Source organism: Agromyces sp. NPDC056523, assembly GCF_042794545.1.
In the GTDB taxonomy this organism is placed as follows: Bacteria; Actinomycetota; Actinomycetes; order Actinomycetales; family Microbacteriaceae; genus Agromyces.
In genome coordinates this window covers 932,901-958,102 of sequence record NZ_JBHTTM010000001.1, presented here as the reverse complement: position 1 = coordinate 958,102, position 25,202 = coordinate 932,901, and the positions used below count along the sequence as shown (strand labels likewise).

Below are 25,202 nucleotides of genomic sequence, written 5' to 3'. Positions count from 1 at the left end.
ATGTCCGCGACCGCTGCCGACCTTCTCGCCGAGCTGCGCGCGGCGGGGAACCCCGAGCAGCACCCGCAGAAGCACTACCACGGCGGTGCCGCCGTGCTCGGCGTGCGCATGGGCGACCTGTTCGACATCACCAAGCGGTACTCGGCGATGCCGGTCGACGAACTGGACCGCCTGCTCGACGAGCCGGAGTACGAGCCGCGCCTGGCCGGGTTCTGCGTCATGGACTTCGCCGTCCGCGGCGCGCGCGAGGACGCCCTCCGTCGCGATCGCTACGACCTCTACCTGCGCCGGCACGACGCGATCGACACGTGGGACATGGTGGACCGCGCCGCGCCACGCGTGATCGGCGAGTACCTGCTGGCCCGCCCGCGCGATCCGCTCTTCGAGCTCGCCGCATCACCCGACCCGCTGCGCCGCCGCACGGCGATGACGGCGCCGCTCGGCTTCCTCCGCCACGGCGACGCCGCCGCGCGCGACGACCTGCTCCGGCTCGCGGCACTGCTCATGGACGACCCCGACCCAGTCGTCGCCAAGCCCGTCGGCATCGCGTTGCGGCACCTCGGCGGCGTCGATCCCGAGCGCCTCGTGGCCTTCCTCGACTTTCATGCCGAGCGGATGCCGCGCCCGACGCTCCGCGCCGCCGTCGACAAGCTCCCGCCGGGCAGCCGCCACGCGCGGCCGCCTGCCGGCCGTGCCGGCTGAGGACGACGACATCCGCCTCACGGGGGAGGCGGAACGCTGACCTCTCCCGCATGATCTGACGTATGAGCGAAACCATCTTCACGCCGGGAGCCGACGTCCTCACGCCGCGCGGACGCGGCGCCGTCGTCGATGTCCGGGCCACCCCCTCCGGCAAGTTCGTCTTCGGGGTCGAGGATGCCGACGGCGAGGTGAGCTACTTCACCGAGAAGGCACTCCGGCTCGCGCGAAGCTAGGACGTTGCTCACGGCCCGATTCGGAGCAGAAGAATGCTCTCGGTGCCCGGCCTGGACGTCGGCGGGCTCGTGTGAACGCAGCCTCATGTGAGGCGCCGCTCACACGAGCCATCCGGAAACCATGCCTGGCGACGCGGGCACACGCCGCGAACACGATCGCGCCGGCGGTGGCTCCACTCCCCCGCCGGCGCGACGTCTGGCCGATCGGCCCGGGGACCGGCTCCCCGGACCGACCGGAGTCGGTGGCTCGCGTCAGGCCGCGAGCAGCTGCAGCGAGTCGATCACGCGGTTCGAGAAGCCCCACTCGTTGTCGTACCAGGCGACGACCTTGACGTGCGTGCCCTCGACGCGCGTGAGCTCGGCGTCGAAGATCGACGAGTGCGGGTTGCCGACGATGTCGCTCGAGACGAGCGCCTCCTCGGAGTACTCGAGCACGCCCTTCAGCGGACCCTCGGCCGCCGCGCGGTAGGCCGCGAGGATCTCGTCGCGCGTGACCTCCTTCGACACGGTCGCGTTGAGCTCGACGATCGAGCCGACGGGCACCGGCACGCGCATGGCGTCGCCGCTGAGCTTGCCGTCGAGGTTCGGCAGCACGAGGCCGATCGCCTTCGCGGCACCGGTCGAGGCGGGCACGATGTTCTCGGCGGCGGCGCGGGCGCGGCGCGCGTCGGAGTGCGGGCCGTCCTGCAGGCTCTGGTCCTGCGTGTACGCGTGCACGGTCGTCATGAAGCCGTGCTCGATGCCCGCGAGGTCGTCGAGCACCTTGGCGAGCGGCGCAAGCGCGTTCGTGGTGCACGAGGCGTTCGAGACGATCACGTGCTCGTCGGCGTCGTACGCGTCGGTGTTCACGCCGTAGGCGAGCGTCACGTCGGCACCCTTGGCGGGCGCGCTCACGAGGACCTTCTTCGCACCGGCGGCGAGGTGGGCGCGCGCGGCCTCCGCGTCGGTGAAGCGTCCGGTGGACTCGAGCACGACGTCGACGCCGAGCTCGCCCCAGGGCAGCTTCGCCGGGTCGCGCTCGGCGAGCACCTTCACGGGACGGCCGTCGATGACGAGGGTGTCGCCGTCGACCTGGACGTCGCGGCCGAAACGGCCACCGACGGTGTCGTACTTGAGCAGCCGCGCGAGGGCGGCGGGGTCGGTGAGGTCGTTGACGGCGACGAGTTCGAGGTCGGCGTCGCGCTCGATGAGGGCGCGGACGACGTTGCGGCCGATGCGGCCGAATCCGTTGACGGCGATGCGGGTCATTCGGGTGGTTCCTTTCTTCCGACGTCCACTTTGGCGATCGAGCGGATGTCGCGGCAGTGGCCTGAGCGACAGCATGCGAAAGGATCTCGCCACGCCCACCTGCGTCGAGCCGTCCGCACGCTTCGTCCACAGCCCGGACATGGCCACTGCAAAGGAGGCTCGGAGGCACGGCTCAGCCGGAATCGCCATGATGGAGGGCATGCGCCCCTCCCGAGCCGCCGCCGCACTGCTGTTCCTGTATGCAGCCGTCGTGCTCTGGGCGACCCTCGGTCCCGTGCCGTGGGCCGGATCCGGCTACCAGTCGCCGAACGGCGTTCTCGACTGGGAGCTCTGGCTGGAGCGCTCGACCTGGACCACCGGACTCGAGTCCGAGCTCATGCTCAACGTGCTCATGTTCGTGCCGTTCGGTGCGCTGCTCGCCTTCGCGCTGCGCGGCGTCTCGTTCGTCGTCCCGGCGATCATGGCCGCGGGCTTCAGCCTGCTCATCGAACTCGTGCAGATCCCGATGGCCGACCGCATCTCGGACCCGCGCGACCTCGTCGCGAACGCCGGCGGCGCGCTGATCGGCGTGGTCGCCGCGCGCATGCTCGACGCGGCCGTGCGCCTCCTGACCGGCTGGTCGCCGGACACGCAGCACCAGCCCGCGCCGGCGGCACGCGACATCCGCGCCCCGCATCGCACGGGCGAGCTCACCGGGAGCCGCACGGGCCGCTGAGCGGAGGAGCGTCCCCGCGCCGCTCCAGGCCCACCCCTCACGCCGCGAACGTGTGCCGGTACTCGCTCGGCGACGTCCCGAGGATCCGCTGGAAGTGCAGCCGCAGGTTCGCCCCCGTGCCGAGCCCGACCCGGTCGGCGACCTGCTCCACGCCGAGGTCCGTGCGCTCGAGCAGCTCGCGCGCCAGGTCGATGCGTGCGCGCAGGATCCACTGCATGGGCGTGTAGCCCGTGTCCTCCACGAACCGGCGCGAGAACGTGCGCGCCGAAACGTTCGCGTTGCGCGCGAGGTCGCCGAGCGTGAGCGGTTCCTGCAGGTGCTCGAGCGCCCACTGGCGGGTCGCCGCGAACACCTCGCCGAGCGGCTCGGGCAGCGCCCGCGGCACGTACTGCGCCTGGCCGCCGCTGCGGTACGGCGCGGCGACGAGCCGCCTGGCCGCGTGGTTCGACGCCGCGACACCGTGGTCGCGCCGCACGAGGTGCAGGCACAGGTCGATGCCGGATGCCGCGCCCGCCGACGTCAGCACCTGCCCCTCGTCGACGAACAGCACGTTCTCGTCGACCCTGACGAGCGGATGCCGCGCCTGCAGCGCGCGCGTGTAGTGCCAGTGCGTCGTGGCGCGCCGGCCATCCAGCAGGCCCGTCGCGGCGAGCGCGAATGCACCCGTCGAGATCGCGGCGAGCCGCGCACCCCGGGCGTGCGCCGCCCGGAGCGCGTCGACGACCGCGGCCGGCGGGTCCTCGCGATCGGGATGCCGGTACCCGGGGATGAAGATCGTCTCCGCCCACTCGAACGCCTCGAGCCCGTCGGCCACGTGGTACGACAGCCCGTCGCCGCCGGTCACGAGCCCCGGCTGCGCGCCGCACACGCGCACCTCGTACGGCATGCTCGCGCGCGTCGTGAACGTCTGCGCCGGGATGCCCACGTCGAGCGGCTTCGCGCCGTCGAGCACGAGCACGGCCACGCGGTGGTTGCGCCTGGTCATCTGGCAAGGATGCCACTGCCCGCAAGGATCGCGCTCCTCAGCTCGGCATCGCCAGCGCGCTCAGCGGCGGCGGGGCCACCAGCCCGGCATGAGCGTTGCGATGCGAGCAGCGGATGCCGCGGCATCCGTCTCGTCGCCCACGGCCCACGCCTCGAGCACGCCCACGAGGCCGCCCGCGATGAACGCCGCCGCCTCGTCGACGGCCGCGTCGGCGACGGGCGCGCCGGGAACGCGCTTGGCGCGCCACACCTCGAGCGCGATGCGCGCGCGGTGCCGCATCCGCTCGTCGAGGGCCGCACGGAACACACCGCGGCTCGTCGAGCCGAACAGCGCGCGGTAGCCGGCGCGCTCGCCGGCGACGTGGTCGAGCACGCGCGTGAGGGAGTCGAAGTAGCGCTCGGCGAGGTGCTCGGGCGTCTCGGCGGGTTCGACCGCGACGGCGGTGAGCTGGTCGAGGTCCTGCGTGAACACGGTGAGCGCGAACGCGTGCACGCCGGGCGCGTGGCCGTAGAACGTGGTGCGGTGCACGCCCGCCTCGCGGCAGAGCGCGGCCACCGAGATCGCGTCGAGGGGCATGCGCTCGAGCAGGCGGAGCAGCGCATCGGTCAGCGCCGCGCGCGTGCGGAGAAGGCGCGGGTCGTCGGGCACGGACGCGGGGACCGACGCATCCGCCGCGGCGCTCGGCGGCAGCGCATCCGCTCGACTCATGCCGTCACCCTACCCACCGCGGCCGCGTCCGGGCGCGAAAGCGCGGCGGAGTAGAGTCCCGACCGGGAGGCGCGCATGAGCGACGAACTCGTCCTGGTCACCGGCGGAACTGGCTTCATCGGCGTGAACTGCATCGTCCGCCTCCTGGCCGACGGCACGCGCGTGCGCGCGACCGTGCGCGACCGGCGTCGGGCCGACGACCTGCGCGCGCTCGTCCGGCTCGGGGGCGCCGATCCCGCGGGCATCGAGGTGGTCGCGGCCGACCTGCTCGACGACGCCGGCTGGCCCGACGCCGTGCGCGGCGCGACGCACGTGCTGCACGTCGCCTCCCCGTTCCCGACTCGGCAGCCGAAGGACGAGGACGAGCTGATCACGCCCGCCCGCGAGGGCACGCTGCGGGTGCTGCGTGCCGCGCGCGATGCGGGCGTGCGCCGGGTGGTGCAGACCTCGTCGTTCGCGGCGGTCGGCTACGGACCGCACCCCGGCCACCGGTTCACCGAGGCGGACTGGACCGACCCCGACCAGGCCGGCGTCGGGGCCTACGCGCGCTCGAAGACGCTCGCCGAACGCGCGGCGTGGGACTTCGTCGACCGCGATGACGGCGACCTCGAACTCGCGGTCGTGAACCCCGGCGGCGTGTTCGGACCGGCGATCGGACCCGACCTCTCGAGCTCGCTCGCGCTGCTGCTCATGCTGCTGAATGGTCAGGCGCCCGCGGTGCCGCGCGCTTCGTTCAACGCCGTCGACGTGCGCGACGTCGCCGACCTGCACGTCCGGGCCATGCGCCATCCGGATGCCGCGGGCGAACGCTTCATCGCCGTGTCGGGCGACGCGTTCACCTACCCCGAGCTGGCCGCCCTGCTGCGCGCCGAGCTCGGCGACGCCGCACATCGCGTGACCAGGCGGACGCTGCCCGACTGGGTCGTGCGCGTCGGCGCGCCGTTCAGCGCCGACCTGCGATCGCTCGCGCCCGAGCTCGGCACTCGGCGGAACGCCTCGCACGAGAAGGCGACCCGCATGCTCCGCTGGACCCCGCGCTCGCGCGAGGAGGCGGTGCTCGCCTCGGCGCGCAGCCTCATCGAGCTCGGGCTCGTCAGGCCCTGAACGACGGCGGGCGGATGGCGCGACGCGAGGTCGCGACATCCGCCCGTCGATGTTCATCCCGACCTGCGTGCTCGCTGGGTATCGTGAAGCGCGTGACCTCAGCCAGCGCCTCCGACCGCCACGGCCTCACCGTCGCGACCCCGTGGTACCCGACCGCGCACCAGCGGATGGCCGGCTCGTTCGTCGCCGAGCAATCACGGCTCGCGGCCGGACTCGACGAGATCCGCCGCGCCGGCGGCACCCAGGTCGTCCACGGCGAGGAATGGCCCGCCGGCAGCCCGCACGAGGCGGAGCAGCTCCGCCCCGGCTTCGACGCCACACTCGACGCGCTGCGGGCGAGCGGCGGCATGCGGGTCTCCGGAGCGGCTGGTCCGGTCCACCGAGTGCCGGTGTTCACGGTCGCCGGCGACGACTGGGGGCGACGAGGCGAGGCGCTCGTACGCGACGTCCGCCGGGCGGTCGGCGGCTTCGACTCGCCCGCCGTGCACGGACACGTGGGCTACCTCGGCGGACTGCTGGCTGCACGGCTCGCGGAAACCGGCGCGCGCGTCGTCGCCACCGAGCACTCCACGGCCCTGCGCGACGTGCTCGCCCAGCCGCAGGCGCGCGACCATTACGCCGAGCTGGTCGACCGCGCGGAGTCCGTGTTCTGCGTCAGCGAGCTGGTACGACGCCAGGTGCTCGAGCGCATCGAGGACCCGCACGGGCGCGTGCAGGTGCTCGCCAACCCGGTGGACTTCGCCGCCGCCGCCCGGCGCACGGACGCGCCGGAGGCGCTGCACCGCTGGGTTTTCGTCGGCGGCCTCATCGAGCGCAAGGGCGTCTTGCGCCTCGCGCGCGCCTTCGCAATCGCCGCGCGCGAGAACCCCCAGGTCGGCCTCACCATGTACGGCACCGGCCCCCTGGAGGACCAGGTCGTCGCGATCGCCCGCGAGGCCGGAGTCAGCGACCGGCTGCACATCGCCGGCGTCCTCGGACACCGTGAACTGCTGGCCGCGCTGCCGGGCCACGACGTGCTGTTCGCACCCAGCACGTACGAGACCTTCCATCTCGCCGTGCCCGAGGCGGTCGCTGCGGGCGTGCCCGTCATCGTCAGCCGCAGCGGAGGCCCGGAGGAGGCACTCGCCGGGGTGGAGGACCAGGTCGGCCGCTTCGTCGACGTCGAGGAACGTCCCGACCAGCTCATCGATGCCTGGCGGGACCTGTCGGACGGGATCGCACGTCTCGACCTGGACGCGGCACGGTCCACCCTCGATGCACGGTACGGACTGGAGGCGGTCCGACGGCGACTCGCGCACGCCTACGGAGTGAGCGACGCGTCAACAGGCGACGCGGCCGCGGAGCCCGTGGTCGCGACCGCCGTGCAGCCCGCGGCCGACGCGACCCCGGAACCCGAGCGGATCGTGCTCGCCGCGTTGTCCGGATGGCGCCGAGGTCACGTCGAGGCCGAACTCGACGCCATCCATCGCCTCGGCGCCACTGCGCAGGTCATCACCGCCGACCCGACGATCGCATCGCTGGCGACCGAGCCGACTGCCGGCGGCAGCGGCACCGTCGCGGTGGTCGCACCGGTCGCGGTGGACCCGGCGCGTGCCGAGCACTTCGGCGTTCGGGTGCGTCGCGCCGCGTCGTCGGCGGTGGGCGCCACCCGACGCAGCGGCGTGCGCGCGGGCCTCGGGGCGGTGCGGCGCGAGCTCGCCGGGCTGCGCCCCGTCGCCGCCGTCGAGCTTCCCGACACGGCGACGCTGGTCGTCGCCGACTGCCGGTCCATGCCGCTCGTCGCGCGACTGCTCGCAACGCGGCCCGGGCTCCGCCCGGTGGTCGAGCTCGACCGGGTCGGCCGGCTCGCGCCGCCGCCCGACAGCGAGGCCTGAGCGGACTCGTTCGTGATCGCGGCGTGACGTTTCGTGACCTCGTCGTGACCGTCGTGACCGGATCGCAATCGTCGTGATCGGATCGCAACCGTCCACGCCCGTGATTCGCCGGATCCGCGAGCCGACCGGCGGGAGGATTGAGACGAGACGCGATCACGGGTGCCGGAAGGGGGATGCGATGACGGCCGTCGCACGCGGTGCTGCCGCCTCGGCGCACACGCCCGCCGACCCGCCGGCGGTGCGCGGCGCGCTGCGCGTGCTCGGATTCGCGTCGCTCGTCCTCGGCCTCGCGACCGCCGCCACGGCATTCGTCACGCTGACCCGCCCGGCAGCCATGACCGGCTGGCTCGCCGCCCTGGCGGTGATCGCCGTCGTGGTCGGCGCGCTCGTGCAGGATGGCGCTCGTCGCACGGGGCACCGCACGAGCGGCCCGGCGACCGCCGGCCTCATGCTCGGCGTCGCGGCGCTCGGCATCCTCGCGGTCTCGTTCGTCCCGGCGGCGCTCCAGTTCGGCGTGGCGGGCTGAGCCATGACGGAGGAGGGCCGCCCATGACCGCGTCGCCCTCCGATCCGCTCGTGCCTGCGTCGCCCACTCCCCCGAACGCCGCCGACCCTCCGAGCGGGCCGACGAGCGGCGGGCCACCGAGAGCCCCCGACTCCGCACGCCGGGTGGGCTGGGCGCGAGCTGCGGCCGTCGTCTCACTCGGCCTCGGGGTGTTCGCGGCGTTCACGCTCGTGACGAGCCCGTTCCGCGACCCCCCGACCGCGATCGCGCTCGCCGCGGTCGCGGTGCTCGCCGTGGTGGTGGGCATGCTGGCCAGGCGATGGTCGCGTCGCACGGGTCGCCCGACCTCGCCGATGGCGATTACGGGCATCTGGCTCGGCGCCGTCTCGGCGTTCCTCGGGCTCGTTCCCACCGTCCTGCTGGCCGTGCTCGCGGAGCGGTTGGAACCCGAGCCCCCGCTGACGCCGGCGGCCTCCGCTCGAGCGCTCGACTTCGAGCAGCGGGAGCTGGAGGAGGCCGCGGCACTCGCCGCGACCCGCCTGATCCGGCTCGTCGATGATGAGTCATCCGATGCCCTGGGCAGCGAGGAGGCCGGCGTCTACCCGATCCGCCTGGCCGTCACGACCGACGGTGACGTCCTGCTCACGACCGACGGCGACGTGCTCGTGGAGCTGCCGTACGACACTCGCGTTCGGTACGAGACCTGGCGCGACGCGGAGCACTTCGAACTGAGCCTCGCGGGTCCGCTCGGCGGGCGCGCGCACGTGAGCGATCAGGAGCCCACGCCAGCGCCGCCGCCGACGCCCGCGGGCTGAGGGCCACCCGAGCCCGATCGCACCCGATCAGTCGAGTGGCGAGGCGCCGCGCCATCCGTGTTCGGGCTCGAAGCCGAGCTCGGCCCGTGCCCGCTCGATCGAGAACAGCGACTCGTGCTCGCCGAACTCCTTGCGCAGCTCGACGCCGGGGAAGAACTCCTCGACCAGCCGGCTGGTCGGCCGCGACATGACGGTGTCGGGGTTCGCGATGACGTACGCTCGCGCGCCCGTGACCTCCGCCTCGAGGGCCCGCCGCACCGACTGGGCGGCGTCGCGCACGTCGATGTAGCCGAACGCGTTGAACAGGCGCGATTCGGGCCGCTCCTCGAAGCCCGGGAACTCGTCGTAGCGCCCGGGGTCGATCACGTTCGAGAACCGCAGCGCCACGAACGGGATGCCCGACCACTCGGCGACGTGCTCGGCCATGGTCTCGCCGAGCACCTTCGACAGCGAGTACGTCGTGGTCGGTCGCGGATAATGGTCCTCGTCGAGCGGCAGGTACCACGGCTGGTTGTCGGCGCCGAAGTCGAGCCCGAGCGTCGTCTCGCTCGACGCCCACACGACGCGTTCGAGGCCGAGCTGCGCCGCCGCGAGGAAGACGTTCGAGTTCATGGCGTTGTTCACGTTGAGCGTGCGCGCGGGCGTGAACAGCCCGGGCGCCGGGATGGCGGCCAGGTGCGCGACCGCGTCGACGCCGCGCAGCACCTCGATCGTGTCGCCGAAGTCGATGAGGTCGGCCCGCGTGTAGACGAGATCGTGCCGCGACTCGCGCGCGGGGAGCATGGGCGACGGGGGCGCCATGTCGGTCGCGAGCACCTCGTAGCCGTGCGCGAGCAGGTCGTGCACGACCGCTCGGCCCGCGAGCCCCGACGCGCCCGTGACGCAGATCCGCTTCGACATCGTGCTCCGGATGCTACTCCCACCATCCCACACCGGGTGCGCCCTACGATCGACCCATGACCGACCCCGCACCGCGCGACGACGACGGCGACGCCGAGGAGCGCGGCATCCCCACGCCCTGGTGGCAGGACCAGTACGACGTCGGGGGCCTCGGGATGGCCCGCTTCTTCGCGTGGGCGGGCCTGCTGCTCGGAGCGGGTGCGCTGGCCATCGCGGTGTTCGCACCGCTCGAGGGCCAGGCGCTGCGCACCGTGTGGATCGCGGGCTTCGGCGCGGCGGCGATGTGGGTGCCGTGGATGGCGATCCCCCGGTACCGCCGCGCGGGCGTCGCGGTGTCGTGGGCCGTGCCCGTCGCGATGGGCCTCGGCGCGCTGGCGATCCTCGCCGCGATCTACGCGTTCGTGGTCATCTGGGCGGCCTCGGGCGGCGTGATACTGCCCGCGCCGGACTACTGGCTCGGACCGCCGGCGCCGTCCGCACCCGGCGTGCCGACCTGATGCGGCCGGCCCGCTACGGCTGTGCGGGCGGCCGGTTGTAGTTCGCGATCGAGTCCTCCGCGACATCCCGCGAGATCGCGCCGAAGGACTGCCACTCGGGCTCGCCGACCGTGCCGCCCACGATGCACTCGCTGCCGCCGGACTCGACGAGATCCGCCGGACGGTTGCCGTCGTCCACCTCGATGTACACGAACCAGTCGCCGTCGTCGCGCTGCAGCACGGTCGCCTCGGTGAACGGCGCGTACTCGAGCAGCGCGAAGTCGCCGGGGTAGAACGCGTACGTCTGCGCGCGGCACAGCGCGTACGCGTCGAGCGCCTCGATCGCGCGGTCGGCCGTGCCGGTGGGGGTGTCGGATGCCGGAGGCATCGCGGTCTCGGACGGCGGGGGCGTCTCGACCGGGGTGGTGGCCGGCGGCTCCACCGACGGGTCGGACGACGTGCCGCCGGGCGCGCACGCGGCGAGCGCGGCGGCGATGCCGGCCGCGGTCAGCGCGGTCGCGGCGGCTCGGGCGAGACTGCGGGGTCGGCGGGGCGACTGGCGTCGGTGGGCACGACGGATGGTACGGGGGCTCGAGTCCATACGCGGAGGCTACCGAGGCGGCGCCCGCCCTCGCCTCAGGGCGCGCCCGGACGGGCCGGCGCCGGCGGGCGCCGCGCTCGCAGCACTCACCGCGCTCGAGATGCCACTTGCGCCGGGTCCCCGACGCGGGCACCCGGCGTTCGCGGCAACTCGATCGCCGAGCGGGACCCGTCAAGCCCGTGGACGTGACGACTCGGCGCTGGCAGCGTGAATGCCCTCGGGAAGGGGAACCGACATGAGCGACACCGTGAACCCGTCGACCGGTTCGGGCGACGAGGACGAGCTCGACCGCGGGCGAGGCACCGACGGCACGATCCCGGACGAGCCGGGCAGCGTCGGCGTCGGCGCGGGCGAGCCGACGACGTTCGAGCCCGAGGAGGATCCGGAGGCCGCCGCCCAGCGCGACGGCGCCGATCCCGGGTGATCCGCGCCGCATCGAGATGCCGCGAATCCCGGTTCCCGTCGAGCGTGGCGACGATACGCGTCATCTCGGCGTCCGGGCGCGGGCGCCCTGTGGATGATCGCCGAGGCGATCGTGCGTTTCCCCTACGGTGGTGCGCATGCCCCGCACTCCCCGCCGGCTCGCGGCGCTGCTGCTCGCCGGCGTGACCCTCACGTCGCTCGCGGCGTGCGCGACCGCCGAGCCCGAGCCGACGTCGCCGCCGCCGGTCGAATCCGCGACGGACGAGCCCATCTTCGCCTCCGACGAGGAAGCCCTCGCCGCGGCCGTCGCCGCGTACCAGAGCTACACCAAGGTGAATACGCAGCTCAGTGCGGACCCGAATATTGATGTGGGGCGGCTCCGCGAGGTTGCCACCGAGTCACACGCCGCGGAGACAATCGAGTCTTTGGGATCGCTCCGGGAATCAGGTGTTCGGACAACGGGCGAGGTTACCTTGCGCGGGTTCAGGCTCGCCGAAGTGACGGATGACGGCACCACTGTCGGAATCCGGATGTACGCGTGCAATGAGCTCTCGCAGTACCGCCTCATTGACGCGGCGGGTAAAGACATCACCCCGATTGACCGCGCGGATGCGGTGACCTTCCTGGTTTCACTGGAAGGCAACACGAGCGAGCTCCTTGTTAGCGCCACGGAACCATGGTCTGGCTCCTCCGTCTGCTAGCCGCGGTGGCGCTCGTGACAGTCTCGACGCCTGGAACCGACACCGCGATCGCGGGGACGTGGGGCGCGCCGGGCAGCTGTGCGGTCTGGGAAGTAGCAACAGAGGCTTGCACCAGCGGCAGCATGACGCCGTGGGGGACCAACGTCGAAGCATCGACGTCGCATCCTGGTTCTGGTGAACCAATCGCCGAGGAATCGCTACCGTCCCCGTCCGGCGAAACGGAGACCGACTCACCCGCACGCCCTACCGCGCCGCCGAGCGACCTCTGCAGCCCGATCAACATCGTGGAGTGCGCGTTCAATGGGGCCGAGCCCGAGCCGGTTCCGGCGGGGGAGCCCGCCGTGACGATGCGCGACATCGCGTCGTTCCGTCCGAGCACGCCCGGGAACGCGATGGAGCCGTCGGGCTGGGCGGTCGTGGGCCTGCCCGCGAACTTCGTGGCGGAGGCATCCGTGCAGACCAGGTCGGGCACACTGCTCGGGCGCGCGGCCGAGGTGCGCTTCCACCCGGTCGGCTATCAGTGGGCGCACTCGGACGGCGCGGTGGTGCAGGCGACCGCACCCGGCGCGACGTGGGCGCAGCTCGGCCAGGCCGAGTTCACGGCGACGGCGACCAGTCACGCGTACGCGACATCCGGGGAGTACACGGCCGACCTCGCGGTCGTGTACGTCGCCGAGTACCGGTTCGACGGCTCGGTGTGGCGGTGGATCGACGGGACGCTGAGCATCCCGGGCGCGCGGCAGCAGGTGCTCGTCGGCGAGTTCGACACGGTGCTCGTGACCGGCGACTGCAACGCCGCGCCGAGCGGCCCCGGCTGCTGAACGCCGGGCGCTACGCGGCGCCGGTTCGATCGAGCGCAGCGAGCACGCGCGGCACCGACCCGCCCAGGTTCCACTCCTCGGCGAGCGCCTCGATCGTCGCGCGCGCGCCGTCGCCGGCGGGTGCGAGCCGTGCACCGAGCTGCTCGGCCGAGGGCAGGTCGAGCGTACGCACCACGTTCACCACCGTGGGCGCCACGGAGAGGTAGTCGTGCGCTGCCGCGAACTTCGCCCGCATCGTCGCGGACATCCGCGGCGGGACCTCGACTCCCGCCTCGCCCGACGCCACGGCGAGCATCTCGTCGAGCGAGCCGAACTCGCCGAGCAGGCCGGCCGCGGTCTTCTCGCCGATGCCGGCGACGCCGGGCAGTCCGTCGGAGGTGTCACCGCGCAGCGTCGCGAAGTCGGCGTACTGCGACGGCGCGATGCCGTACTTCGCCACGACCCATCCGTCGGTCACGAGCTCGAGCTTGCTCATGCCGCGCGCCGTGTAGATCACGCGCACGCCCGACGCGTCGTCGACGAGCTGGAACAGGTCGCGGTCGCCTGTCACGACGTCGACCGGCATGCCGGCGTCCGTCGCGAGCGTGCCGATCACGTCGTCGGCCTCGTGCGCCGCGACCCCCACGACCGGGATGCCGAGCAGGCCGAGCACCTCGCGGATCATCGGCACCTGCGCCTCGAGCGGGTCGGGCACCTCCTCGATGTCGGGGCCGGCGGGCACGACCTCCTCGACGCGGTGCGCCTTGTAGCTCGGGATCAGCTCGACACGCCAGTGCGGACGCCAGTCGTCGTCCCAGCAGGCCACGAGGTGCGTCGGCTCGAAGTCGGTCACGAGCCGCGCGATCATGTCGAGCAGCCCGCGCACGGCGTTCACCGGCGTGCCATCGGCCCGCTTCAACGAATCGGGCACGCCGTAGAAGGCGCGGAAGTACAGCGAGGCGGTGTCGAGCAGCATCAGACGATCGGCCATGGGCTGATCCTTTCACCACCGCCCGACGCAGTCACAGCGAACCCACAGCGAGCGGGCGCATCCTGCGGAACACACGCCGTCCTTCCGCGGTTCTTCCATATGGACACCCACGTAACCGGCTCAGCCGGTGTCGCAGGATCCGAGGGCGGCCCAGCCGGAGCCGCCAGGAGAAGGAGCACCCGTGTCACACGACTACCGCAAGACTCCCGAGGCGATCGACCGCCTCTCCCCGCTGCAGCGCAAGGTCACGCAGGAGGACGCGACCGAGCCGGCATTCCGCAACCAGTACTGGAACAACCACGACCGCGGCCTCTACGTCGACGTGGTCTCGGGGCAGCCGCTCTTCGCGAGCGTGCACAAGTACGACAGTCGCTCCGGCTGGCCGAGCTTCACCCGGCCGATCGACGGCGCGGCCGTCACCGAGCACGTCGACCGCTCGCTGTGGATGAAGCGCGTCGAGGTCCGCTCCTCGGGCGCCGACAGCCACCTCGGGCACGTCTTCGACGACGGACCCGTCGACGAGGGCGGCCTGCGGTACTGCATCAATTCCGCCGCGCTGCGCTTCGTGCCCCTCGACGACCTCGAGGCCGAGGGCTACGGCGAGTACCGCACCCTGTTCACCACCGACACCGACACCACCAGCACCACCGACGAGAGCGAGCACCGCGCATGACCACCCCCGGCACCATCACCACCCGCGCCGGCGCTGAGACGGCCGTCCTGGCCGGCGGCTGCTTCTGGGGCATGGAGGACCTGATCCGCAAGCTGCCGGGCGTGCTCGACACGCGCGTCGGCTACTCGGGCGGCGACGTCCCGAACGCGACCTACCGCCACCACGGCACGCACGCCGAGGCCCTCGAGGTCGTGTTCGATCCGGGCACGCTGAGCTACCGCGAGCTGCTGGAGTTCTTCTTCCAGGTGCACGACCCCACCACGAGGAACCGACAGGGCAACGACATCGGCACGAGCTACCGCTCGGCGATCTTCCCGACGAGCGACGCCCAGTACGACACGGCGATCGAGACGATCGCGGATGTCGACGCCTCGGGCATCTGGCCCGGGCCGGTCGTGACCGAGGTCGCGCCCGCCGGCGCGTTCTGGGAGGCCGAGCCCGAGCACCAGGACTACCTGGAGCGCATCCCGTGGGGCTACACGTGCCACTTCGTGCGACCCGGATGGCGCCTGCCGAAGCGGAACGCGGCCGAGGCGAGCTGACCCGGCGGAGGCGCCCGCTAGCGTGAGAGCCATGCGGTTCTCCGAACGGTTCCGCGCGACCAGGCGGGCGCCCCTGCTGCAGGTGCTGAAGTCGGCGGTCGCCACGGTGGCGGCCTGGCTCCTCGCGGGCTGGCTGATCCCCGGGCCGCCGCCGGTCTTCGCCGCCATCGCGGCGCTGCTCGTCGTGCAGCCGAGCGTGAACCAGTCGCTCGGCAAGGCGATCGAGCGCAGCGTCGGCGTCATCGCGGGCGTCGTCATCGCGTCGCTGCTCGGCCTCGTCTTCGGGTCGAGCAGCTGGGTGATCCTCGTCGCGATCCTCGTCGCGATGCTGGCCGCGTGGGCCGCCCGGATGACCACGGGCACGTCCAACCAGGTGGCGATCAGCGCGATGCTCGTGCTCGCGCTCGGCGGCACCTCGCCCGAGTACGCGTTCGACCGCATCATCGAGACGCTCATCGGCGCGGCGATCGGCATCATCGTGAACGCGCTCATCGTGCCGCCGGTGCTCGCCGGCCCGTCGCGCGACCAGCTCGCCGCGCTCGGGGCCGAGCTCGCGGCATCCGTCACCCGCCTCGCCCGAGCGCTCGAGCGCCCGCAGCGCCAGGCCGACCTCGACGGGCTCATGATCGAGGCGCGGTTGCTCAGGCCGATGCGCGATGCGGCGGATGGCGCGATCGCCGACGCCGAGGACTCCCTCACGTTGAACCCTCGCCGATCGGCCCATCGCGGCGACATCCTCGAGCAGCGCCGGCTGCTCGATCGCCTCGGCCCGATGGTGACGCAGGTCATCGGGATGACCCGCGCGTTCGTCGACCACTACGACGACGGCCTGGGTGGCGAACCGACCGTGGGCGCGATCGCGGAGCAGCTTCGCCGCGTCGCGCACGACATCAGGCTCGCCGTGCACCTCGCCGACGTGGAGCCGGAACCGCCGACCTCGGCGATCCCCGCGCTCACGGCGCCCCTCGAGATCGCCGCGCCGAAGTCCGACCACTGGATCCTGGTCGGCTCGCTGCTCGAGGACCTGCGGCGCATCCGCGACGAGCTCCAGGCGGAGGATCCGTCGCTGCCTGGGGGCTGACAACGCACGTCCGGCGCCTGTCAAGGGGTTCCCGTCCCGCGGCGAAGCTCCGTATGGTGCCCGGAATGGTCCAACCCGACACCCGTCCCAGCGGGAACCCGGCCCGATCGTCCGGCACGCCCGCCCTCGTCTACGCGGCCGTGGCGGCGCCGGTCATCGTCGCGATCGTGGGCGCGGCGACGCAGCCGTGGCTCCGGCCCAGCGACCTCACGCGCGACAGCCAGTCCGTCGCCGTCGCACACGACGCGACCAGTCCGGCGTACGGAGTGCTTTCGAACGTCGGCATCGTCCTGATGGCGGTCGCCTGCGGCATGGCGCTGCTGGGATGGCTCGCCTCGCGCGCGACCCGCGATCCGGCCGGCTCACTCCTCGCCTGGAGCGCCGGCCTCGGGCTGGTGTTCGTGCTGGACGACCTGCTGCTGCTGCACGAGTCCGCCGCATTCGGCCAGTGGGCCGGTGCGGGCGCCGCCGCGGGGTACGCCATCGCGTTCGTGGCTTATCTCGCCCGATACCACGAGCTGATCCGCACCCGGTTGGCGGGCGGCCTGCTCCTGCTGGCGATGGCGGCGTTCGCCGGGTCGGCGGTGGTCGACCTGCTGGTGGCCCCGACGCAGGCATCGGTGCTGGTCGAGGACGGCACCAAGCTGCTCGGCATCGTGGCGTGGTCGGTCTTCGTGGGCCGAGCGGCCGTCAGCGTCCTCACCTCGAGCCGACCGCCGAACACCTCGGCGACCCGGATGGATCGGGCCGCCCCGACGGCACGGGCACGCTGAACCTCACGCGAGGAGGTCGCGCACCGCCTCGCCCCACTCGAATCCGCAGTCGCGGCAGTCGAAGATCGGCGCCTCGGAATGGAGGCCGACGGCGGCGGCATCGGCCTCGACCTCGAGGTCGAGCGGGCCGTACACGATGACCCGCACGGCGGCGGAGCCGCAGCGGAGGCAGGGCTCGTCGAGCACACCTGGCTCGATCGTCGAATGCGTCGGGTTCGTCATGCAGATCACGGTAGGCGGGGCCGCCGACATCGCTCGCAGCGCTGCCCGCGCGTCGCGTCATGGCGGACGAACGGCCGACTGTCAAGACCCTCGTCCCCCCGGAATCCCGCGCATAGCGTCGAAGCGACAGCTCACGGAAGAGGTGCCGTTTATGGACGTCCTGCTCACCACCCTCAGCGCGCTCGGGCTCGGCGCGCTCGCCGCAGCGATGCTGTTCACGCTCGCCGCCGTGAACGGAACCCCGCTCATCCACCGCCAAAGCCGCGTCGACGGCGCCGCGCCGGTCCCCGTCCCGCAGGTGGCTCGCCACACCCCACGCCACCGCGCCTGACCCGAGGCCTCCGCGGCGAAACGCGTCGAGCGCGCTCGACGCGACGGCGCTCCCGAGTCGACGCGCGTCCGGTCTATCGTCGAGTCGATGCCGCCGATCGCCGGCGGCCGAGGAGACGACCATGACGCACGGCCCCGCCGGATTCGACTTCTTCTCGGCGGGCGAGCTGCCCGCGCCCGGGCTCAGCGCCGACGAGGTGGCGACGATCGTGCGCGAGCGGTGGGGGCTCGACGTCGAGCTCGATCCCCTCGGCAGCCAGCAGGACCAGAACTTCCTCGCACGCGACACCGCCGGCGAATGTGTCGGCGTGATCAAGATCACGAACCCCGCCTTCACCGCGGCCGAGCTCGACGCGCAGGACCACGCGGCATCCCGCATCGCCGCGGCCGCACCGCAGCTGCGCATCGCGACGACGAGTAGCGACGGTGACGGCTCCCCGCGCTCCGTCGTCGCGGACACGAGCGAGGGTCCGCTCGCCATGCGGCTGCTCGAGTACCTGCCGGGCGGCACGCTGACCGGGAGCGCCCACCTCTCCCCCGCAGTGATCGCGCGCATGGGGGAGCTGGCGGCGCACGCCAGCCTCGCGCTCGCCGGGTTCGCGCACCCCGGGCTCGACCGCGTGCTGCAGTGGGACCCGCGCCACGCCGATCGCGTCGTCGACCTCCTCGCGCCGCACCATCCCGACCCGGCGAAGCGGGCCCTGGTGACGGATGCCGCGGCGCGCGCCTGGGCCGACGTGCAGCGCGTCGCGTCCGACCTCCCGATCCAGGCCGTGCACCTCGACCTCACGGACGACAACGTGGTGTGCACGGCCGACCGTGGCATCCGCCTGCCCGACGGGATGATCGACTTCGGCGACGTGACCGCGAGCTGGGCGGCCTCCGAGCTCGCGATCACCATCTCGTCGGTGCTGCATCACGCCGGCGCCGAGCCGGCCTCGGTGCTCCCTGCCGTGCGGGCGTTCCACGCGCTGCGTCCCCTCTCCGCGGCCGAGGTGCGCGCGCTCTGGCCCCTCGTCGTGCTGCGCGGCGCCGTGCTCGTCGTGAGCGGCGAACACCAGGTGCAGATCGACGGCGGTGCGAACGCGTACGCCGCCGCGGGCGTCGAGCGCGAGTGGCGCATCTTCCAGCAGGCGGTGTCGGTGCCGTCGGCCGTGATGGAAGGGGTCATCGCCGAGGCGCTCGGCATCGATCTCGACGATGGCGGCTGGGCGACGCGATCGCGGCTCGGAACCGATCCAGGGCTCGCGTCGGCGGACGCGGTGCGCCTCGACGTGTCCATCACCGCCGACGCGGTCGACGCCGGCGCCTGGCTCGACAGCGACCTCGAGGACCGGCTCGCGCTCGACGCGCTCGACGCGGGCGCTCCCGCAGCCTGGCTCGAGCGTGGCATCCCTCGCCTCACGGGCTCGCGCATCCATTCCGCCGCGTCGCCGGCAACCGTGCCGACGGGCATCGACGCCTGGTTCGCGGAAGCGCAACGGATCGACCACCTCGCCGGCAGCTCGCGCCTCGTCGTCGAGGGCGCCGATGGCGCCACCATCCTCGACGGCACGGTGCCGGCGCGGACCCGGTCGCGTCTCCGACTGGAATCGCCGGACGGGCCCCGGGTGCCGCATTTCGTCCGGCCGGAGTACGCCGCGGGGTGGCTTCGACTGACGGCCGATCCGGCCCTCGCCCTCGGGCTCGGCGACGCCGCGCCCGAAACGGCGCTCGCGGTCACCGGTGCGGGCGCCTCGAGCGATGCGGCTCGGCTCGTCGCGCGACGCGACCGCGCGTTCGCCGAGGTGCAGGAGCACTACTACGACGCGCCGCCGCGCATCGAGCGGGGTTGGCGCGAGCACCTCGTCGGCACCGACGGCCGCGTCTACCTCGACATGGTCAACAACGTGACGCCGCTGGGTCACGGCCACCCGGGCCTCGCCGCAGCCGTCGCGACGCAGCTGCGCACGCTCAACACGAACTCGCGGTTCAACTACGGCGCGGTCGTCGAGTTCTCCGAGCGCCTCGCCGCGCTCGCGCCGGACCCGCTCGACACGGTGTTCCTCGTGAACTCGGGCTCCGAGGCGACCGACCTCGCCATCCGCGTCGCGATGGCCGCGACCGGCCGTCGCGACGTCGTGTCGCTGCTCGAGGCGTACCACGGCTGGACCTACGCGTCCGACGCGGTGAGCACCTCGACCGCCGACAACCCGAACGCCCTCGCGACCCGCCCCGACTGGGTGTACGCGCTCGATGCGCCGAACCCGTTCCGCGGCATCCACCGCGGCGACGACGCCGCGCGGTACGCACCCGAGGCCGCCGCGCGCATCCGCGAGCTCGCGGCATCCGGTCGCCCGCCGGCAGCCTTCATCGCCGAGACCTTCTCCGGCAACGCCGGCGGCATCCCGCTGCCCGACGGGTACCTCGCCGAGGTGTACGCCGCCGTGCGCGAGGTCGGCGGGCTCGCGATCGCCGATGAGGTGCAGGCCGGCTACGGCCGGCTCGGCCAGTGGTTCTGGGGCTTCGAGCAGCAGGATGTCGTGCCCGACGTCATCGCGGTCGCGAAGGCCGCAGGCAACGGGTACCCGCTCGGTGCGGTCATCACGACACGCGACATCGCCGCGCGCTACCGCACGCAGGGGTACTTCTTCTCGTCGACGGGCGGCAGCCCGGCCTCGAGCGTCGCCGGGCTCGTGGTGCTCGACGCGTTCCGCGACGAGCGGCTCCAGCAGAACGCGGCCGACACGGGCGCGTACCTGAAGGGCCGCCTCGAGGCGCTGGCGCAGCGCCATCCGCTCATCGGAGCCGTGCACGGCCTGGGCCTGTACCTCGGCGTCGAGTTCGTGCGCGACCGCGCGACGCTCGAGCCCGCGACCGAGGAGACCGCGGCGATCTGCGACCGGTTGCTGACACTCGGCGTGATCATGCAGCCGACCGGCGACCACCAGAACGTGCTGAAGGTCAAGCCGCCGCTCGTCGTGACGCGCGAGAGCGCCGACTTCTTCGTCGACATGCTCGATCGGGTGCTCGACGAGGGCTGGTGAATCCCGGCGGGCGCTCCGATCATCGTCTACGCTCGGGCCCGTGGACGGATCGGCTGATCGGTACACGCGCGACGACCTGGTCGAGCGTGCGGGGGCCCACGCCGGGTTCGTCGACCGGCTGCTCGAACTCGGCGTCCTCGCACCCGCCGCCGACGGGAGGTTCGGGCGCGGCGACGTCCAGCGGGTGCGTCTCGTCGAGGCCTGCGACCGCGCGGGCCTCCGCGCGGAGGCGATCGCGGAGGCCGTCGCGGCGGGCCGGCTGGACCTCGAGTTCCTGGACGGCCCGCAGTATCGATGGTCGGAGCTCCGTTCCGAGACGTACGGCGAACTCGCCGCCCGGTTGGGCATGCCCTTCGACCTGATCCGGCAGACCGGCACGACGCTGGCGAACCGGGTGCTCACGCCCGAGGACCGCACGCGCGAGGACGACGAGGCGATCTTCTCGGTGATGCAGATGGTCGCCGGGATGGTGGACGCGGACGCGCTGACCCGACTCGGGCGGGTGTACGTCGACGGCATGCGCCGTGTCGCCGAGGCCGAGAACGAGCTCTTCCAGACCTACATCGTCGGGGCGCTGGTGCAGGCCGGCATGACGTACGGCGAAGCGCTCGAGCAGGCGGCCGATCTCGGTTAGCGACTGACGCCCCGGGTCGACCGCATGGTCTTCGCGCTGTACCGCCGCCAGCAGGAACGCGGATGGACCGCGGGGATGGTGGAAGGGATCGAGCGCGCCCTCGAGGCGGCGGGAACGCACGCCGGGCCCGCGCGACCGCCCTCCTTCGTCTTCATCGACCTCGCCGGGTACACCGACTTGACCGACACACAGGGGGATGCCGCGGGCGCGCGGCTCGCCGGCCGGATGAGCTCGATGGTGGAGCGCGTCGTCGCCGACCACGCCGGCACGCCCGTGAAGTGGCTCGGCGACGGCGTGATGGTGCACTTCCGGCAGGCGGGACAGGCGGTGCGCGCGACGCTGGAGATGGTGGACGCGGCGCCGGTGATCGGACTGCCCGCCCATGCGGGGATCGCCGTCGGCCCGGTCGTGATGCAGGACGGCGACTACTTCGGCCGCGCCGTGAACCTGGCCTCGCGGATCTCCGGGGCGGCGGTCGCCGGGCAGACCCTCGTCACGGGCCCGGTCGTCGACCTTGCCGACGATCCCGCGCTCTCGTTCCGCGAGGTCGGTCCGATCGAATTGAAGGGATTCGCCGATCGGGTGACGGTCTTCGAGGCGGCGGCGACCGGCCGCCAGCCGGCAGGGGCCTAGCCGCCGCAGGGTCGCAGGGAAAGCCCTTGACAGGACGGCGGTTCCCAGCGCAGTCTGCCAGCAGCAGCCGCGCGGTACCGCTGGGGGGCGGCGGCCGGTGCGCGGCCGCGAGAGGAGCGGCGATGACGACGTTCGGTATCGAGGAGGAGTTCTTCTTCCTCGACCCTTCGACGATGCTGCCCGCGGATGTCGCGCTGGACGTGTTCCGGCGTCTCTCGAGCGACCCGGCGTGGAGCGCCGTCACGCACCAGGAGTTCCTCGCCTCGCAGGTGGAGCACGCCTCGCCCGTGTTCACCGACCTCGGGGAGGCGGGCGCCGAGCTCGTGGCGTTCCGGCACGAGGTCGACAGCGACGCCGCGCGGCACGCGGTCTCGGTCGCGAGCATCGGGACGACGCCCGACGCGCACGCCTTCCCCTCGATCACCGACAACGACCGCTACCACCGCATCGTGCGCGACATGGCCGGCGTCATCGCCGACCACCAGATGGCGGGACTGCACGTCCACATCGGCATCCCGAGCCGCGAGCACGGCGTCGCGGTGCAGAACGCGGTGCGCCCGTGGCTGCCACTGCTCACCGCGATCTCGGGCAACTCGCCGTTCTGGCGGGGCAACGTGACCGGGTACGGCAGCTGGCGCACCATCCAGCTGCGCCGTTGGCCGACCTCGGGCTGCCCGCCGCGGTTCGCCGACGCGGCCGATTACGACCGTCGCATCCGGCAGCTCATCGGCCATGCGGGCACCAACGACCTCGCCCTCATCTCGTGGAACGTGCGCCTGTCGGAGCACCTGCCGACCATCGAGTTCCGGATGGCGGATGCGCAGCTCACCGCGGATGACACGCTGCTCGTCACGGCGCTCTGCCGCGCGCTGGTGCAGCGGGCGATCGATGAGTTCGACCGAGCCGGGCAGGACCACGCGGCGATGCTCCGGAGAGTGCGCTCCACCGACGACCCCGACCCCGACCTCCCGCCCGAGCTGCTCAGCGCCGGCATCGTGCATGCCGCGCACGCGGGCATCTCGCGGGACGCGTTCGATCCGGCCACCGGCAGCCTGCGGCCGGCGCCCGAGCTCCTGCGCCGACTCGAGCGGTACACCGCCGAGACGCTCGAACGCCTGGGCGACCGCGCGACCGTGCACGAGCTCATCCGGCGCCTGCTGCGCGACGGCACGGGCGCAACGCGCCAGGTGGAGGCGTTCCGACGCAACGGCAATGCCGGCCTGCGTCGGCTGTTCGCGGCGACCATCGTGGCGCCCACGTCGGTCCACCCTCCGCTCGGCCGGTCGCCGCACCAGTCCGACGAGCCGCGGGTGGCGAACGGCCCGGCGTGAGGCCGGCGTCACGGGTGCGTCGAAGGGGGACGGGGGATGGCGACGGGGCGCGAGCGCTCGACGGACGGCACGGTCGCCCCATCCGCGAGACCGGCCGGCGCGGCGGACACGCTGCGCCAGCTCGTGGTGCTGCTGACATCGCTGCTCGCGATCGCGGCGGCGTTCATCGGGTCCGGGGCGTTCATCCTGCCCGGGACGTTCATGGGGTTCGAGGCGTTCACCGCCACGCCGATCCAGGACGCCGCGGGCGGCTGGTTCGACGCCGACGCGACGCTGCTCGCACCGGCGCGTCCGGCGTTCGGGATCTGGAGTCTCATCTACGCGGGCATGTTCGCGTACGCGCTCTGGCAGTTGCTGCCGGCGCAGCACGCTGCTCCTCGGCACCGCCGCGTCGGGTACGCGGTGGCCGCATCGCTCGTCCTCAACGCGCTGTGGATCGGCGTGGTGCAGTTCGGACTGCTCGGCGCGAGCCTCGCGGTGATCGCCGTCCTCGCGGCGCTGCTCGGCTGGATCTTCCTGCAGCTGCGCCGGATGCCGCAGCGCAGCGTCCTCGACGGCATCATCACCGACGGCTCGATCGGCCTCTACCTCGGCTGGGTCGTGGTCGCGACGGCCGCGAACGCCACGGCGGTGCTCGCGGCAGCCGGCTTCGACGGCGGCCCGTTCGACCCGATCGTCTGGGCGGTGATCGTGATCTCGGTCGCAGGGGGCATCGGCGTCGCGATCGGCCTGGCCGGTCGGGGGCGCCTCGCCCCGATGCTCTCGATCTGCTGGGGTCTCGCCTGGATCAGCGTCGCGCGCCTCACGGATGAGCCCGCCTCGCGGATCGCCGGCATCGCAGCGCTCATCGCCGCGGGTGTGGTGGCCATCGTGACGATCGGCGCCCGCATCGGCGCGATGGTGGCCGAACGCGCCGACCGGCAGGACCGGCTCAGGGAGGAAGCCGCGGCGGCTCCGGCGTGAGGGGTGCACGATGGACGCATGAGCGTCGACGAGCACCCCCTCACGATCGAGGTCGGCGACGGCATCGGCTCGGTGCCCGCCGTGCTCGCCCGGCCCGACGACGCGAGTGCCACGATCGTGGTCGCGCACGGGGCCGGCGCGGGCAAGGACCATCCGTTCATGTCGGGCTTCTGCAGGGCACTCGACGGACTCGGCATCGCGACGCTGCGCTTCGACTTCCCGTACGTGGCGGCCGGCCGGCGGTTCCCCGATCGGCCGCCGGTCGCGATCGCGACGTGGCGCGCGGTGGCGGATGCCGCAGCGTCGCACGCGCGCGAGGGCGAGCCGGTGTGGGCGAGCGGCAAGTCCTTCGGCGGCCGTATGGCGTCGATGGCGGTGGCCGACGGCATGGATGTCGCGGGGCTCGTCTTCCTCGGCTACCCGCTGCATCCGCCGGGCCGGCCCGAGAAAGCGCGCGACGAGCACTTCACGTCGCTCACGGGCGTGCCCATGTTGTTCCTGCAGGGCAGGAACGACCCGTTCGCGATCCCCAACGACCAGCTCGACGACCTCGTGCGCCGGATCGGCCCGAGCGCCGTGCTCGACTGGATCGAGAACGCGAACCACTCCTTCGAGGTGAAGGGCGCGAAACGGCCCGCGGGCGAGGTCGGCGCCTCACTCGCGCCGCGGACGGCCGAGTTCATCGACGCGCACTCCCGAGCCTGAGGGACCTTCGGCCCCGGCGCCGGCGCGGCGTCGCTCGCAGACTCGAACCACGCACATCAGGCCACTGAGGGGAGCGACCATGAGCGCGTACCCGCCCACCGCACCGGAGGGCCCCGCTGCACCCAACCCGCACGTCGCGCGAGCCTCGCAGAGCGCGACCTCCACCCGGTCATTCCTCGCCACGTGGCTCTTCGCGTGGCTGCTCGGCTTCATCGGCGTCGACCGGTTCTACCTGGGAAAGGTGGGCACCGGCATCCTGAAGCTGCTGACCTTCGGCGGGTTCGGGATCTGGTGGCTCGTCGACCTCGTCCTGACGCTCACGAACGCCCAGAAGGACAAGGACGGCCGACGCGTGGTCGGCACTCGCCAGGAGCAGACGATCGCGTGGATCGTGACGGCCGTCGGCATCCTGCTCGGCTGGGTCATGGGCGCGGTGACGCAGGCGTTCTCGATCCTCGTCGAGCAGATCCTGCCCGCGCTGCCGTGGTGGCCGGCGAGCTGACGCCGC

The 25,202-nt window shown here is 72.9% G+C and carries 30 protein-coding genes; 23 read left to right on the top strand and 7 right to left on the bottom strand.

Annotated elements, in window-relative coordinates; genetic code table 11:
- Together ACFQ58_RS04685 and ACFQ58_RS04680 are read left to right on the top strand one after the other, a co-directional pair.
- Complete coding sequence (locus ACFQ58_RS04685; RefSeq protein ID WP_376949890.1) at window positions 1-702, top strand: DNA alkylation repair protein; 702 nt, start codon at window positions 1-3, stop codon at window positions 700-702.
- Window positions 703-764: 62 nt separating this feature from the next.
- A complete protein-coding gene (locus tag ACFQ58_RS04680) occupies window positions 765-935 on the top strand; it encodes a hypothetical protein (protein WP_376949889.1) in 171 nt (56 codons plus the stop codon).
- A gap of 252 nt (window positions 936-1,187) precedes the next feature.
- Here ACFQ58_RS04680 and gap read toward each other — a convergent pair whose 3' ends face one another.
- Window positions 1,188-2,183 (bottom strand): type I glyceraldehyde-3-phosphate dehydrogenase, encoded by a 996-nt coding sequence (gene gap / locus ACFQ58_RS04675; protein ID WP_376949888.1) that lies wholly within the window; start codon window positions 2,181-2,183, stop codon window positions 1,188-1,190.
- 199 nt (window positions 2,184-2,382) lie between these two features.
- Between gap and ACFQ58_RS04670 the strand changes: the two genes are divergently transcribed.
- Complete coding sequence (locus ACFQ58_RS04670; RefSeq protein WP_376949887.1) at window positions 2,383-2,898, top strand: VanZ family protein; 516 nt, start codon at window positions 2,383-2,385, stop codon at window positions 2,896-2,898.
- A 37-nt stretch (window positions 2,899-2,935) separates the two neighbouring features.
- Here the strand turns inward: ACFQ58_RS04670 and ACFQ58_RS04665 are convergent, their stop codons facing one another.
- The gene (locus ACFQ58_RS04665) at window positions 2,936-3,883 is read right to left on the bottom strand and encodes a GlxA family transcriptional regulator (RefSeq protein WP_376949886.1); all 948 of its coding nucleotides are present in this window, start codon (window positions 3,881-3,883) and stop codon (window positions 2,936-2,938) included.
- A gap of 60 nt (window positions 3,884-3,943) precedes the next feature.
- The gene (locus ACFQ58_RS04660; RefSeq protein ID WP_376949885.1) at window positions 3,944-4,591 is read right to left on the bottom strand and encodes a TetR/AcrR family transcriptional regulator; all 648 of its coding nucleotides are present in this window, start codon (window positions 4,589-4,591) and stop codon (window positions 3,944-3,946) included.
- A gap of 75 nt (window positions 4,592-4,666) precedes the next feature.
- On the opposite strand from ACFQ58_RS04660, the gene ACFQ58_RS04655 reads away from it, so the two are divergent.
- From ACFQ58_RS04655 to ACFQ58_RS04640, 4 genes are all read left to right on the top strand, one after another.
- The gene (locus ACFQ58_RS04655; protein ID WP_376949884.1) at window positions 4,667-5,695 is read left to right on the top strand and encodes an NAD-dependent epimerase/dehydratase family protein; all 1,029 of its coding nucleotides are present in this window, start codon (window positions 4,667-4,669) and stop codon (window positions 5,693-5,695) included.
- Window positions 5,696-5,787: 92 nt separating this feature from the next.
- Window positions 5,788-7,569 carry a glycosyltransferase family 4 protein gene (locus tag ACFQ58_RS04650; protein WP_376949883.1) on the top strand — a complete coding sequence of 594 codons (1,782 nt, stop codon included), beginning with the start codon at window positions 5,788-5,790 and terminating at the stop codon, window positions 7,567-7,569.
- Window positions 7,570-7,747: 178 nt separating this feature from the next.
- Window positions 7,748-8,095 (top strand): hypothetical protein, encoded by a 348-nt coding sequence (locus ACFQ58_RS04645; protein ID WP_376949882.1) that lies wholly within the window; start codon window positions 7,748-7,750, stop codon window positions 8,093-8,095.
- A gap of 23 nt (window positions 8,096-8,118) precedes the next feature.
- The gene (locus ACFQ58_RS04640) at window positions 8,119-8,889 is read left to right on the top strand and encodes a hypothetical protein (RefSeq protein WP_376949881.1); all 771 of its coding nucleotides are present in this window, start codon (window positions 8,119-8,121) and stop codon (window positions 8,887-8,889) included.
- Window positions 8,890-8,916: 27 nt separating this feature from the next.
- Here ACFQ58_RS04640 and ACFQ58_RS04635 read toward each other — a convergent pair whose 3' ends face one another.
- Window positions 8,917-9,789 (bottom strand): NAD-dependent epimerase/dehydratase family protein, encoded by an 873-nt coding sequence (locus ACFQ58_RS04635; protein ID WP_376949880.1) that lies wholly within the window; start codon window positions 9,787-9,789, stop codon window positions 8,917-8,919.
- A 56-nt stretch (window positions 9,790-9,845) separates the two neighbouring features.
- On the opposite strand from ACFQ58_RS04635, the gene ACFQ58_RS04630 reads away from it, so the two are divergent.
- Entirely contained in the window at window positions 9,846-10,286 is a 441-nt protein-coding gene (locus ACFQ58_RS04630) for a hypothetical protein (protein WP_376949879.1), read from the top strand.
- A 13-nt stretch (window positions 10,287-10,299) separates the two neighbouring features.
- Here ACFQ58_RS04630 and ACFQ58_RS04625 read toward each other — a convergent pair whose 3' ends face one another.
- Complete coding sequence (locus ACFQ58_RS04625; protein WP_376949878.1) at window positions 10,300-10,866, bottom strand: hypothetical protein; 567 nt, start codon at window positions 10,864-10,866, stop codon at window positions 10,300-10,302.
- A gap of 235 nt (window positions 10,867-11,101) precedes the next feature.
- On the opposite strand from ACFQ58_RS04625, the gene ACFQ58_RS04620 reads away from it, so the two are divergent.
- The 3 genes from ACFQ58_RS04620 to ACFQ58_RS04610 all read left to right on the top strand — a co-directional run bounded on the left by ACFQ58_RS04620 (window position 11,102) and on the right by ACFQ58_RS04610 (window position 12,811).
- Window positions 11,102-11,290 carry a hypothetical protein gene (locus ACFQ58_RS04620; protein WP_376949877.1) on the top strand — a complete coding sequence of 63 codons (189 nt, stop codon included), beginning with the start codon at window positions 11,102-11,104 and terminating at the stop codon, window positions 11,288-11,290.
- Window positions 11,291-11,426: 136 nt separating this feature from the next.
- Complete coding sequence (locus tag ACFQ58_RS04615) at window positions 11,427-11,990, top strand: hypothetical protein (RefSeq protein ID WP_376949876.1); 564 nt, start codon at window positions 11,427-11,429, stop codon at window positions 11,988-11,990.
- Between the two features lie 341 nt (window positions 11,991-12,331).
- A complete protein-coding gene (locus tag ACFQ58_RS04610; protein WP_376949875.1) occupies window positions 12,332-12,811 on the top strand; it encodes a hypothetical protein in 480 nt (159 codons plus the stop codon).
- A 10-nt stretch (window positions 12,812-12,821) separates the two neighbouring features.
- On the opposite strand, the gene ACFQ58_RS04605 is transcribed toward ACFQ58_RS04610, so the two are convergent.
- On the bottom strand, window positions 12,822-13,781 hold the full coding sequence (locus tag ACFQ58_RS04605; RefSeq protein ID WP_376949874.1) for a 5'-3' exonuclease H3TH domain-containing protein: 960 nt from the start codon (window positions 13,779-13,781) through the stop codon (window positions 12,822-12,824).
- Between the two features lie 181 nt (window positions 13,782-13,962).
- On the opposite strand from ACFQ58_RS04605, the gene msrB reads away from it, so the two are divergent.
- The 4 genes from msrB (at window position 13,963) to ACFQ58_RS04585 (ending at window position 16,850) form a co-directional block, all read left to right on the top strand.
- Window positions 13,963-14,454: a peptide-methionine (R)-S-oxide reductase MsrB gene (msrB, locus tag ACFQ58_RS04600; RefSeq protein ID WP_376949873.1), complete on the top strand. Its 492-nt coding sequence runs from the start codon at window positions 13,963-13,965 to the stop codon at window positions 14,452-14,454.
- Window positions 14,451-14,996: a peptide-methionine (S)-S-oxide reductase MsrA gene (msrA, locus tag ACFQ58_RS04595; RefSeq protein WP_376949872.1), complete on the top strand. Its 546-nt coding sequence runs from the start codon at window positions 14,451-14,453 to the stop codon at window positions 14,994-14,996. Before msrB ends, msrA begins: the two co-directional genes overlap by 4 nt.
- Before the next feature lie 31 nt (window positions 14,997-15,027).
- Complete coding sequence (locus ACFQ58_RS04590) at window positions 15,028-16,077, top strand: aromatic acid exporter family protein (RefSeq protein ID WP_376949871.1); 1,050 nt, start codon at window positions 15,028-15,030, stop codon at window positions 16,075-16,077.
- Window positions 16,078-16,142: 65 nt separating this feature from the next.
- Window positions 16,143-16,850: a hypothetical protein gene (locus ACFQ58_RS04585; protein ID WP_376949870.1), complete on the top strand. Its 708-nt coding sequence runs from the start codon at window positions 16,143-16,145 to the stop codon at window positions 16,848-16,850.
- 3 nt (window positions 16,851-16,853) lie between these two features.
- On the opposite strand, the gene ACFQ58_RS04580 is transcribed toward ACFQ58_RS04585, so the two are convergent.
- The gene (locus ACFQ58_RS04580) at window positions 16,854-17,072 is read right to left on the bottom strand and encodes a hypothetical protein (RefSeq protein WP_376949869.1); all 219 of its coding nucleotides are present in this window, start codon (window positions 17,070-17,072) and stop codon (window positions 16,854-16,856) included.
- Window positions 17,073-17,223: 151 nt separating this feature from the next.
- Here ACFQ58_RS04580 and ACFQ58_RS04575 point away from each other — a divergent pair, with 151 nt between their 5' ends.
- The 8 genes from ACFQ58_RS04575 (at window position 17,224) to ACFQ58_RS04540 (ending at window position 25,196) form a co-directional block, all read left to right on the top strand.
- The gene (locus tag ACFQ58_RS04575) at window positions 17,224-17,403 is read left to right on the top strand and encodes a hypothetical protein (RefSeq protein ID WP_376949868.1); all 180 of its coding nucleotides are present in this window, start codon (window positions 17,224-17,226) and stop codon (window positions 17,401-17,403) included.
- A 121-nt stretch (window positions 17,404-17,524) separates the two neighbouring features.
- On the top strand, window positions 17,525-20,428 hold the full coding sequence (locus tag ACFQ58_RS04570; protein WP_376949867.1) for an aminotransferase: 2,904 nt from the start codon (window positions 17,525-17,527) through the stop codon (window positions 20,426-20,428).
- 40 nt (window positions 20,429-20,468) lie between these two features.
- The gene (locus ACFQ58_RS04565) at window positions 20,469-21,062 is read left to right on the top strand and encodes a hypothetical protein (protein ID WP_376949866.1); all 594 of its coding nucleotides are present in this window, start codon (window positions 20,469-20,471) and stop codon (window positions 21,060-21,062) included.
- 24 nt (window positions 21,063-21,086) lie between these two features.
- Window positions 21,087-21,695: an adenylate/guanylate cyclase domain-containing protein gene (locus ACFQ58_RS04560; protein ID WP_376949865.1), complete on the top strand. Its 609-nt coding sequence runs from the start codon at window positions 21,087-21,089 to the stop codon at window positions 21,693-21,695.
- Between the two features lie 122 nt (window positions 21,696-21,817).
- Window positions 21,818-23,026, top strand: coding sequence for a YbdK family carboxylate-amine ligase (locus tag ACFQ58_RS04555; RefSeq protein ID WP_376949864.1), 1,209 nt, complete (start codon window positions 21,818-21,820; stop codon window positions 23,024-23,026).
- 36 nt (window positions 23,027-23,062) lie between these two features.
- On the top strand, window positions 23,063-23,989 hold the full coding sequence (locus tag ACFQ58_RS04550) for a tryptophan-rich sensory protein (RefSeq protein WP_376949863.1): 927 nt from the start codon (window positions 23,063-23,065) through the stop codon (window positions 23,987-23,989).
- Between the two features lie 18 nt (window positions 23,990-24,007).
- Window positions 24,008-24,694, top strand: coding sequence for an alpha/beta family hydrolase (locus ACFQ58_RS04545; RefSeq protein ID WP_376949862.1), 687 nt, complete (start codon window positions 24,008-24,010; stop codon window positions 24,692-24,694).
- Between the two features lie 79 nt (window positions 24,695-24,773).
- The gene (locus tag ACFQ58_RS04540) at window positions 24,774-25,196 is read left to right on the top strand and encodes a TM2 domain-containing protein (RefSeq protein ID WP_376949861.1); all 423 of its coding nucleotides are present in this window, start codon (window positions 24,774-24,776) and stop codon (window positions 25,194-25,196) included.
- Window positions 25,197-25,202: the final 6 nt, after the last annotated feature.

What these genes read in the sequence shown, in the direction of transcription:
- ACFQ58_RS04625 (WP_376949878.1), bottom strand. Translation starts at nt 10,866, where the DNA reads ATGGACTCGAGCCCCCGTACCATCCGTCGTGCCCACCGACGCCAGTCG.
- ACFQ58_RS04680 (WP_376949889.1), top strand. Translation starts at nt 765, where the DNA reads ATGAGCGAAACCATCTTCACGCCGGGAGCCGACGTCCTCACGCCGCGC.
- ACFQ58_RS04540 (WP_376949861.1), top strand. Translation starts at nt 24,774, where the DNA reads ATGAGCGCGTACCCGCCCACCGCACCGGAGGGCCCCGCTGCACCCAAC.
- ACFQ58_RS04670 (WP_376949887.1), top strand. Translation starts at nt 2,383, where the DNA reads ATGCGCCCCTCCCGAGCCGCCGCCGCACTGCTGTTCCTGTATGCAGCC.
- ACFQ58_RS04630 (WP_376949879.1), top strand. Translation starts at nt 9,846, where the DNA reads ATGACCGACCCCGCACCGCGCGACGACGACGGCGACGCCGAGGAGCGC.
- ACFQ58_RS04590 (WP_376949871.1), top strand. Translation starts at nt 15,028, where the DNA reads ATGCGGTTCTCCGAACGGTTCCGCGCGACCAGGCGGGCGCCCCTGCTG.
- ACFQ58_RS04655 (WP_376949884.1), top strand. Translation starts at nt 4,667, where the DNA reads ATGAGCGACGAACTCGTCCTGGTCACCGGCGGAACTGGCTTCATCGGC.
- ACFQ58_RS04580 (WP_376949869.1), bottom strand. Translation starts at nt 17,072, where the DNA reads ATGACGAACCCGACGCATTCGACGATCGAGCCAGGTGTGCTCGACGAG.
- ACFQ58_RS04550 (WP_376949863.1), top strand. Translation starts at nt 23,063, where the DNA reads ATGGCGACGGGGCGCGAGCGCTCGACGGACGGCACGGTCGCCCCATCC.
- ACFQ58_RS04560 (WP_376949865.1), top strand. Translation starts at nt 21,087, where the DNA reads ATGGTCTTCGCGCTGTACCGCCGCCAGCAGGAACGCGGATGGACCGCG.
- ACFQ58_RS04635 (WP_376949880.1), bottom strand. Translation starts at nt 9,789, where the DNA reads ATGTCGAAGCGGATCTGCGTCACGGGCGCGTCGGGGCTCGCGGGCCGA.
- ACFQ58_RS04585 (WP_376949870.1), top strand. Translation starts at nt 16,143, where the DNA reads ATGGTCCAACCCGACACCCGTCCCAGCGGGAACCCGGCCCGATCGTCC.
- ACFQ58_RS04605 (WP_376949874.1), bottom strand. Translation starts at nt 13,781, where the DNA reads ATGGCCGATCGTCTGATGCTGCTCGACACCGCCTCGCTGTACTTCCGC.
- ACFQ58_RS04615 (WP_376949876.1), top strand. Translation starts at nt 11,427, where the DNA reads ATGCCCCGCACTCCCCGCCGGCTCGCGGCGCTGCTGCTCGCCGGCGTG.
- ACFQ58_RS04570 (WP_376949867.1), top strand. Translation starts at nt 17,525, where the DNA reads ATGACGCACGGCCCCGCCGGATTCGACTTCTTCTCGGCGGGCGAGCTG.
- ACFQ58_RS04575 (WP_376949868.1), top strand. Translation starts at nt 17,224, where the DNA reads ATGGACGTCCTGCTCACCACCCTCAGCGCGCTCGGGCTCGGCGCGCTC.
- msrA (WP_376949872.1), top strand. Translation starts at nt 14,451, where the DNA reads ATGACCACCCCCGGCACCATCACCACCCGCGCCGGCGCTGAGACGGCC.
- ACFQ58_RS04640 (WP_376949881.1), top strand. Translation starts at nt 8,119, where the DNA reads ATGACCGCGTCGCCCTCCGATCCGCTCGTGCCTGCGTCGCCCACTCCC.
- ACFQ58_RS04620 (WP_376949877.1), top strand. Translation starts at nt 11,102, where the DNA reads ATGAGCGACACCGTGAACCCGTCGACCGGTTCGGGCGACGAGGACGAG.
- ACFQ58_RS04555 (WP_376949864.1), top strand. Translation starts at nt 21,818, where the DNA reads ATGACGACGTTCGGTATCGAGGAGGAGTTCTTCTTCCTCGACCCTTCG.
- ACFQ58_RS04545 (WP_376949862.1), top strand. Translation starts at nt 24,008, where the DNA reads ATGAGCGTCGACGAGCACCCCCTCACGATCGAGGTCGGCGACGGCATC.
- ACFQ58_RS04645 (WP_376949882.1), top strand. Translation starts at nt 7,748, where the DNA reads ATGACGGCCGTCGCACGCGGTGCTGCCGCCTCGGCGCACACGCCCGCC.
- ACFQ58_RS04660 (WP_376949885.1), bottom strand. Translation starts at nt 4,591, where the DNA reads ATGAGTCGAGCGGATGCGCTGCCGCCGAGCGCCGCGGCGGATGCGTCG.
- ACFQ58_RS04665 (WP_376949886.1), bottom strand. Translation starts at nt 3,883, where the DNA reads ATGACCAGGCGCAACCACCGCGTGGCCGTGCTCGTGCTCGACGGCGCG.
- gap (WP_376949888.1), bottom strand. Translation starts at nt 2,183, where the DNA reads ATGACCCGCATCGCCGTCAACGGATTCGGCCGCATCGGCCGCAACGTC.
- ACFQ58_RS04685 (WP_376949890.1), top strand. Translation starts at nt 1, where the DNA reads ATGTCCGCGACCGCTGCCGACCTTCTCGCCGAGCTGCGCGCGGCGGGG.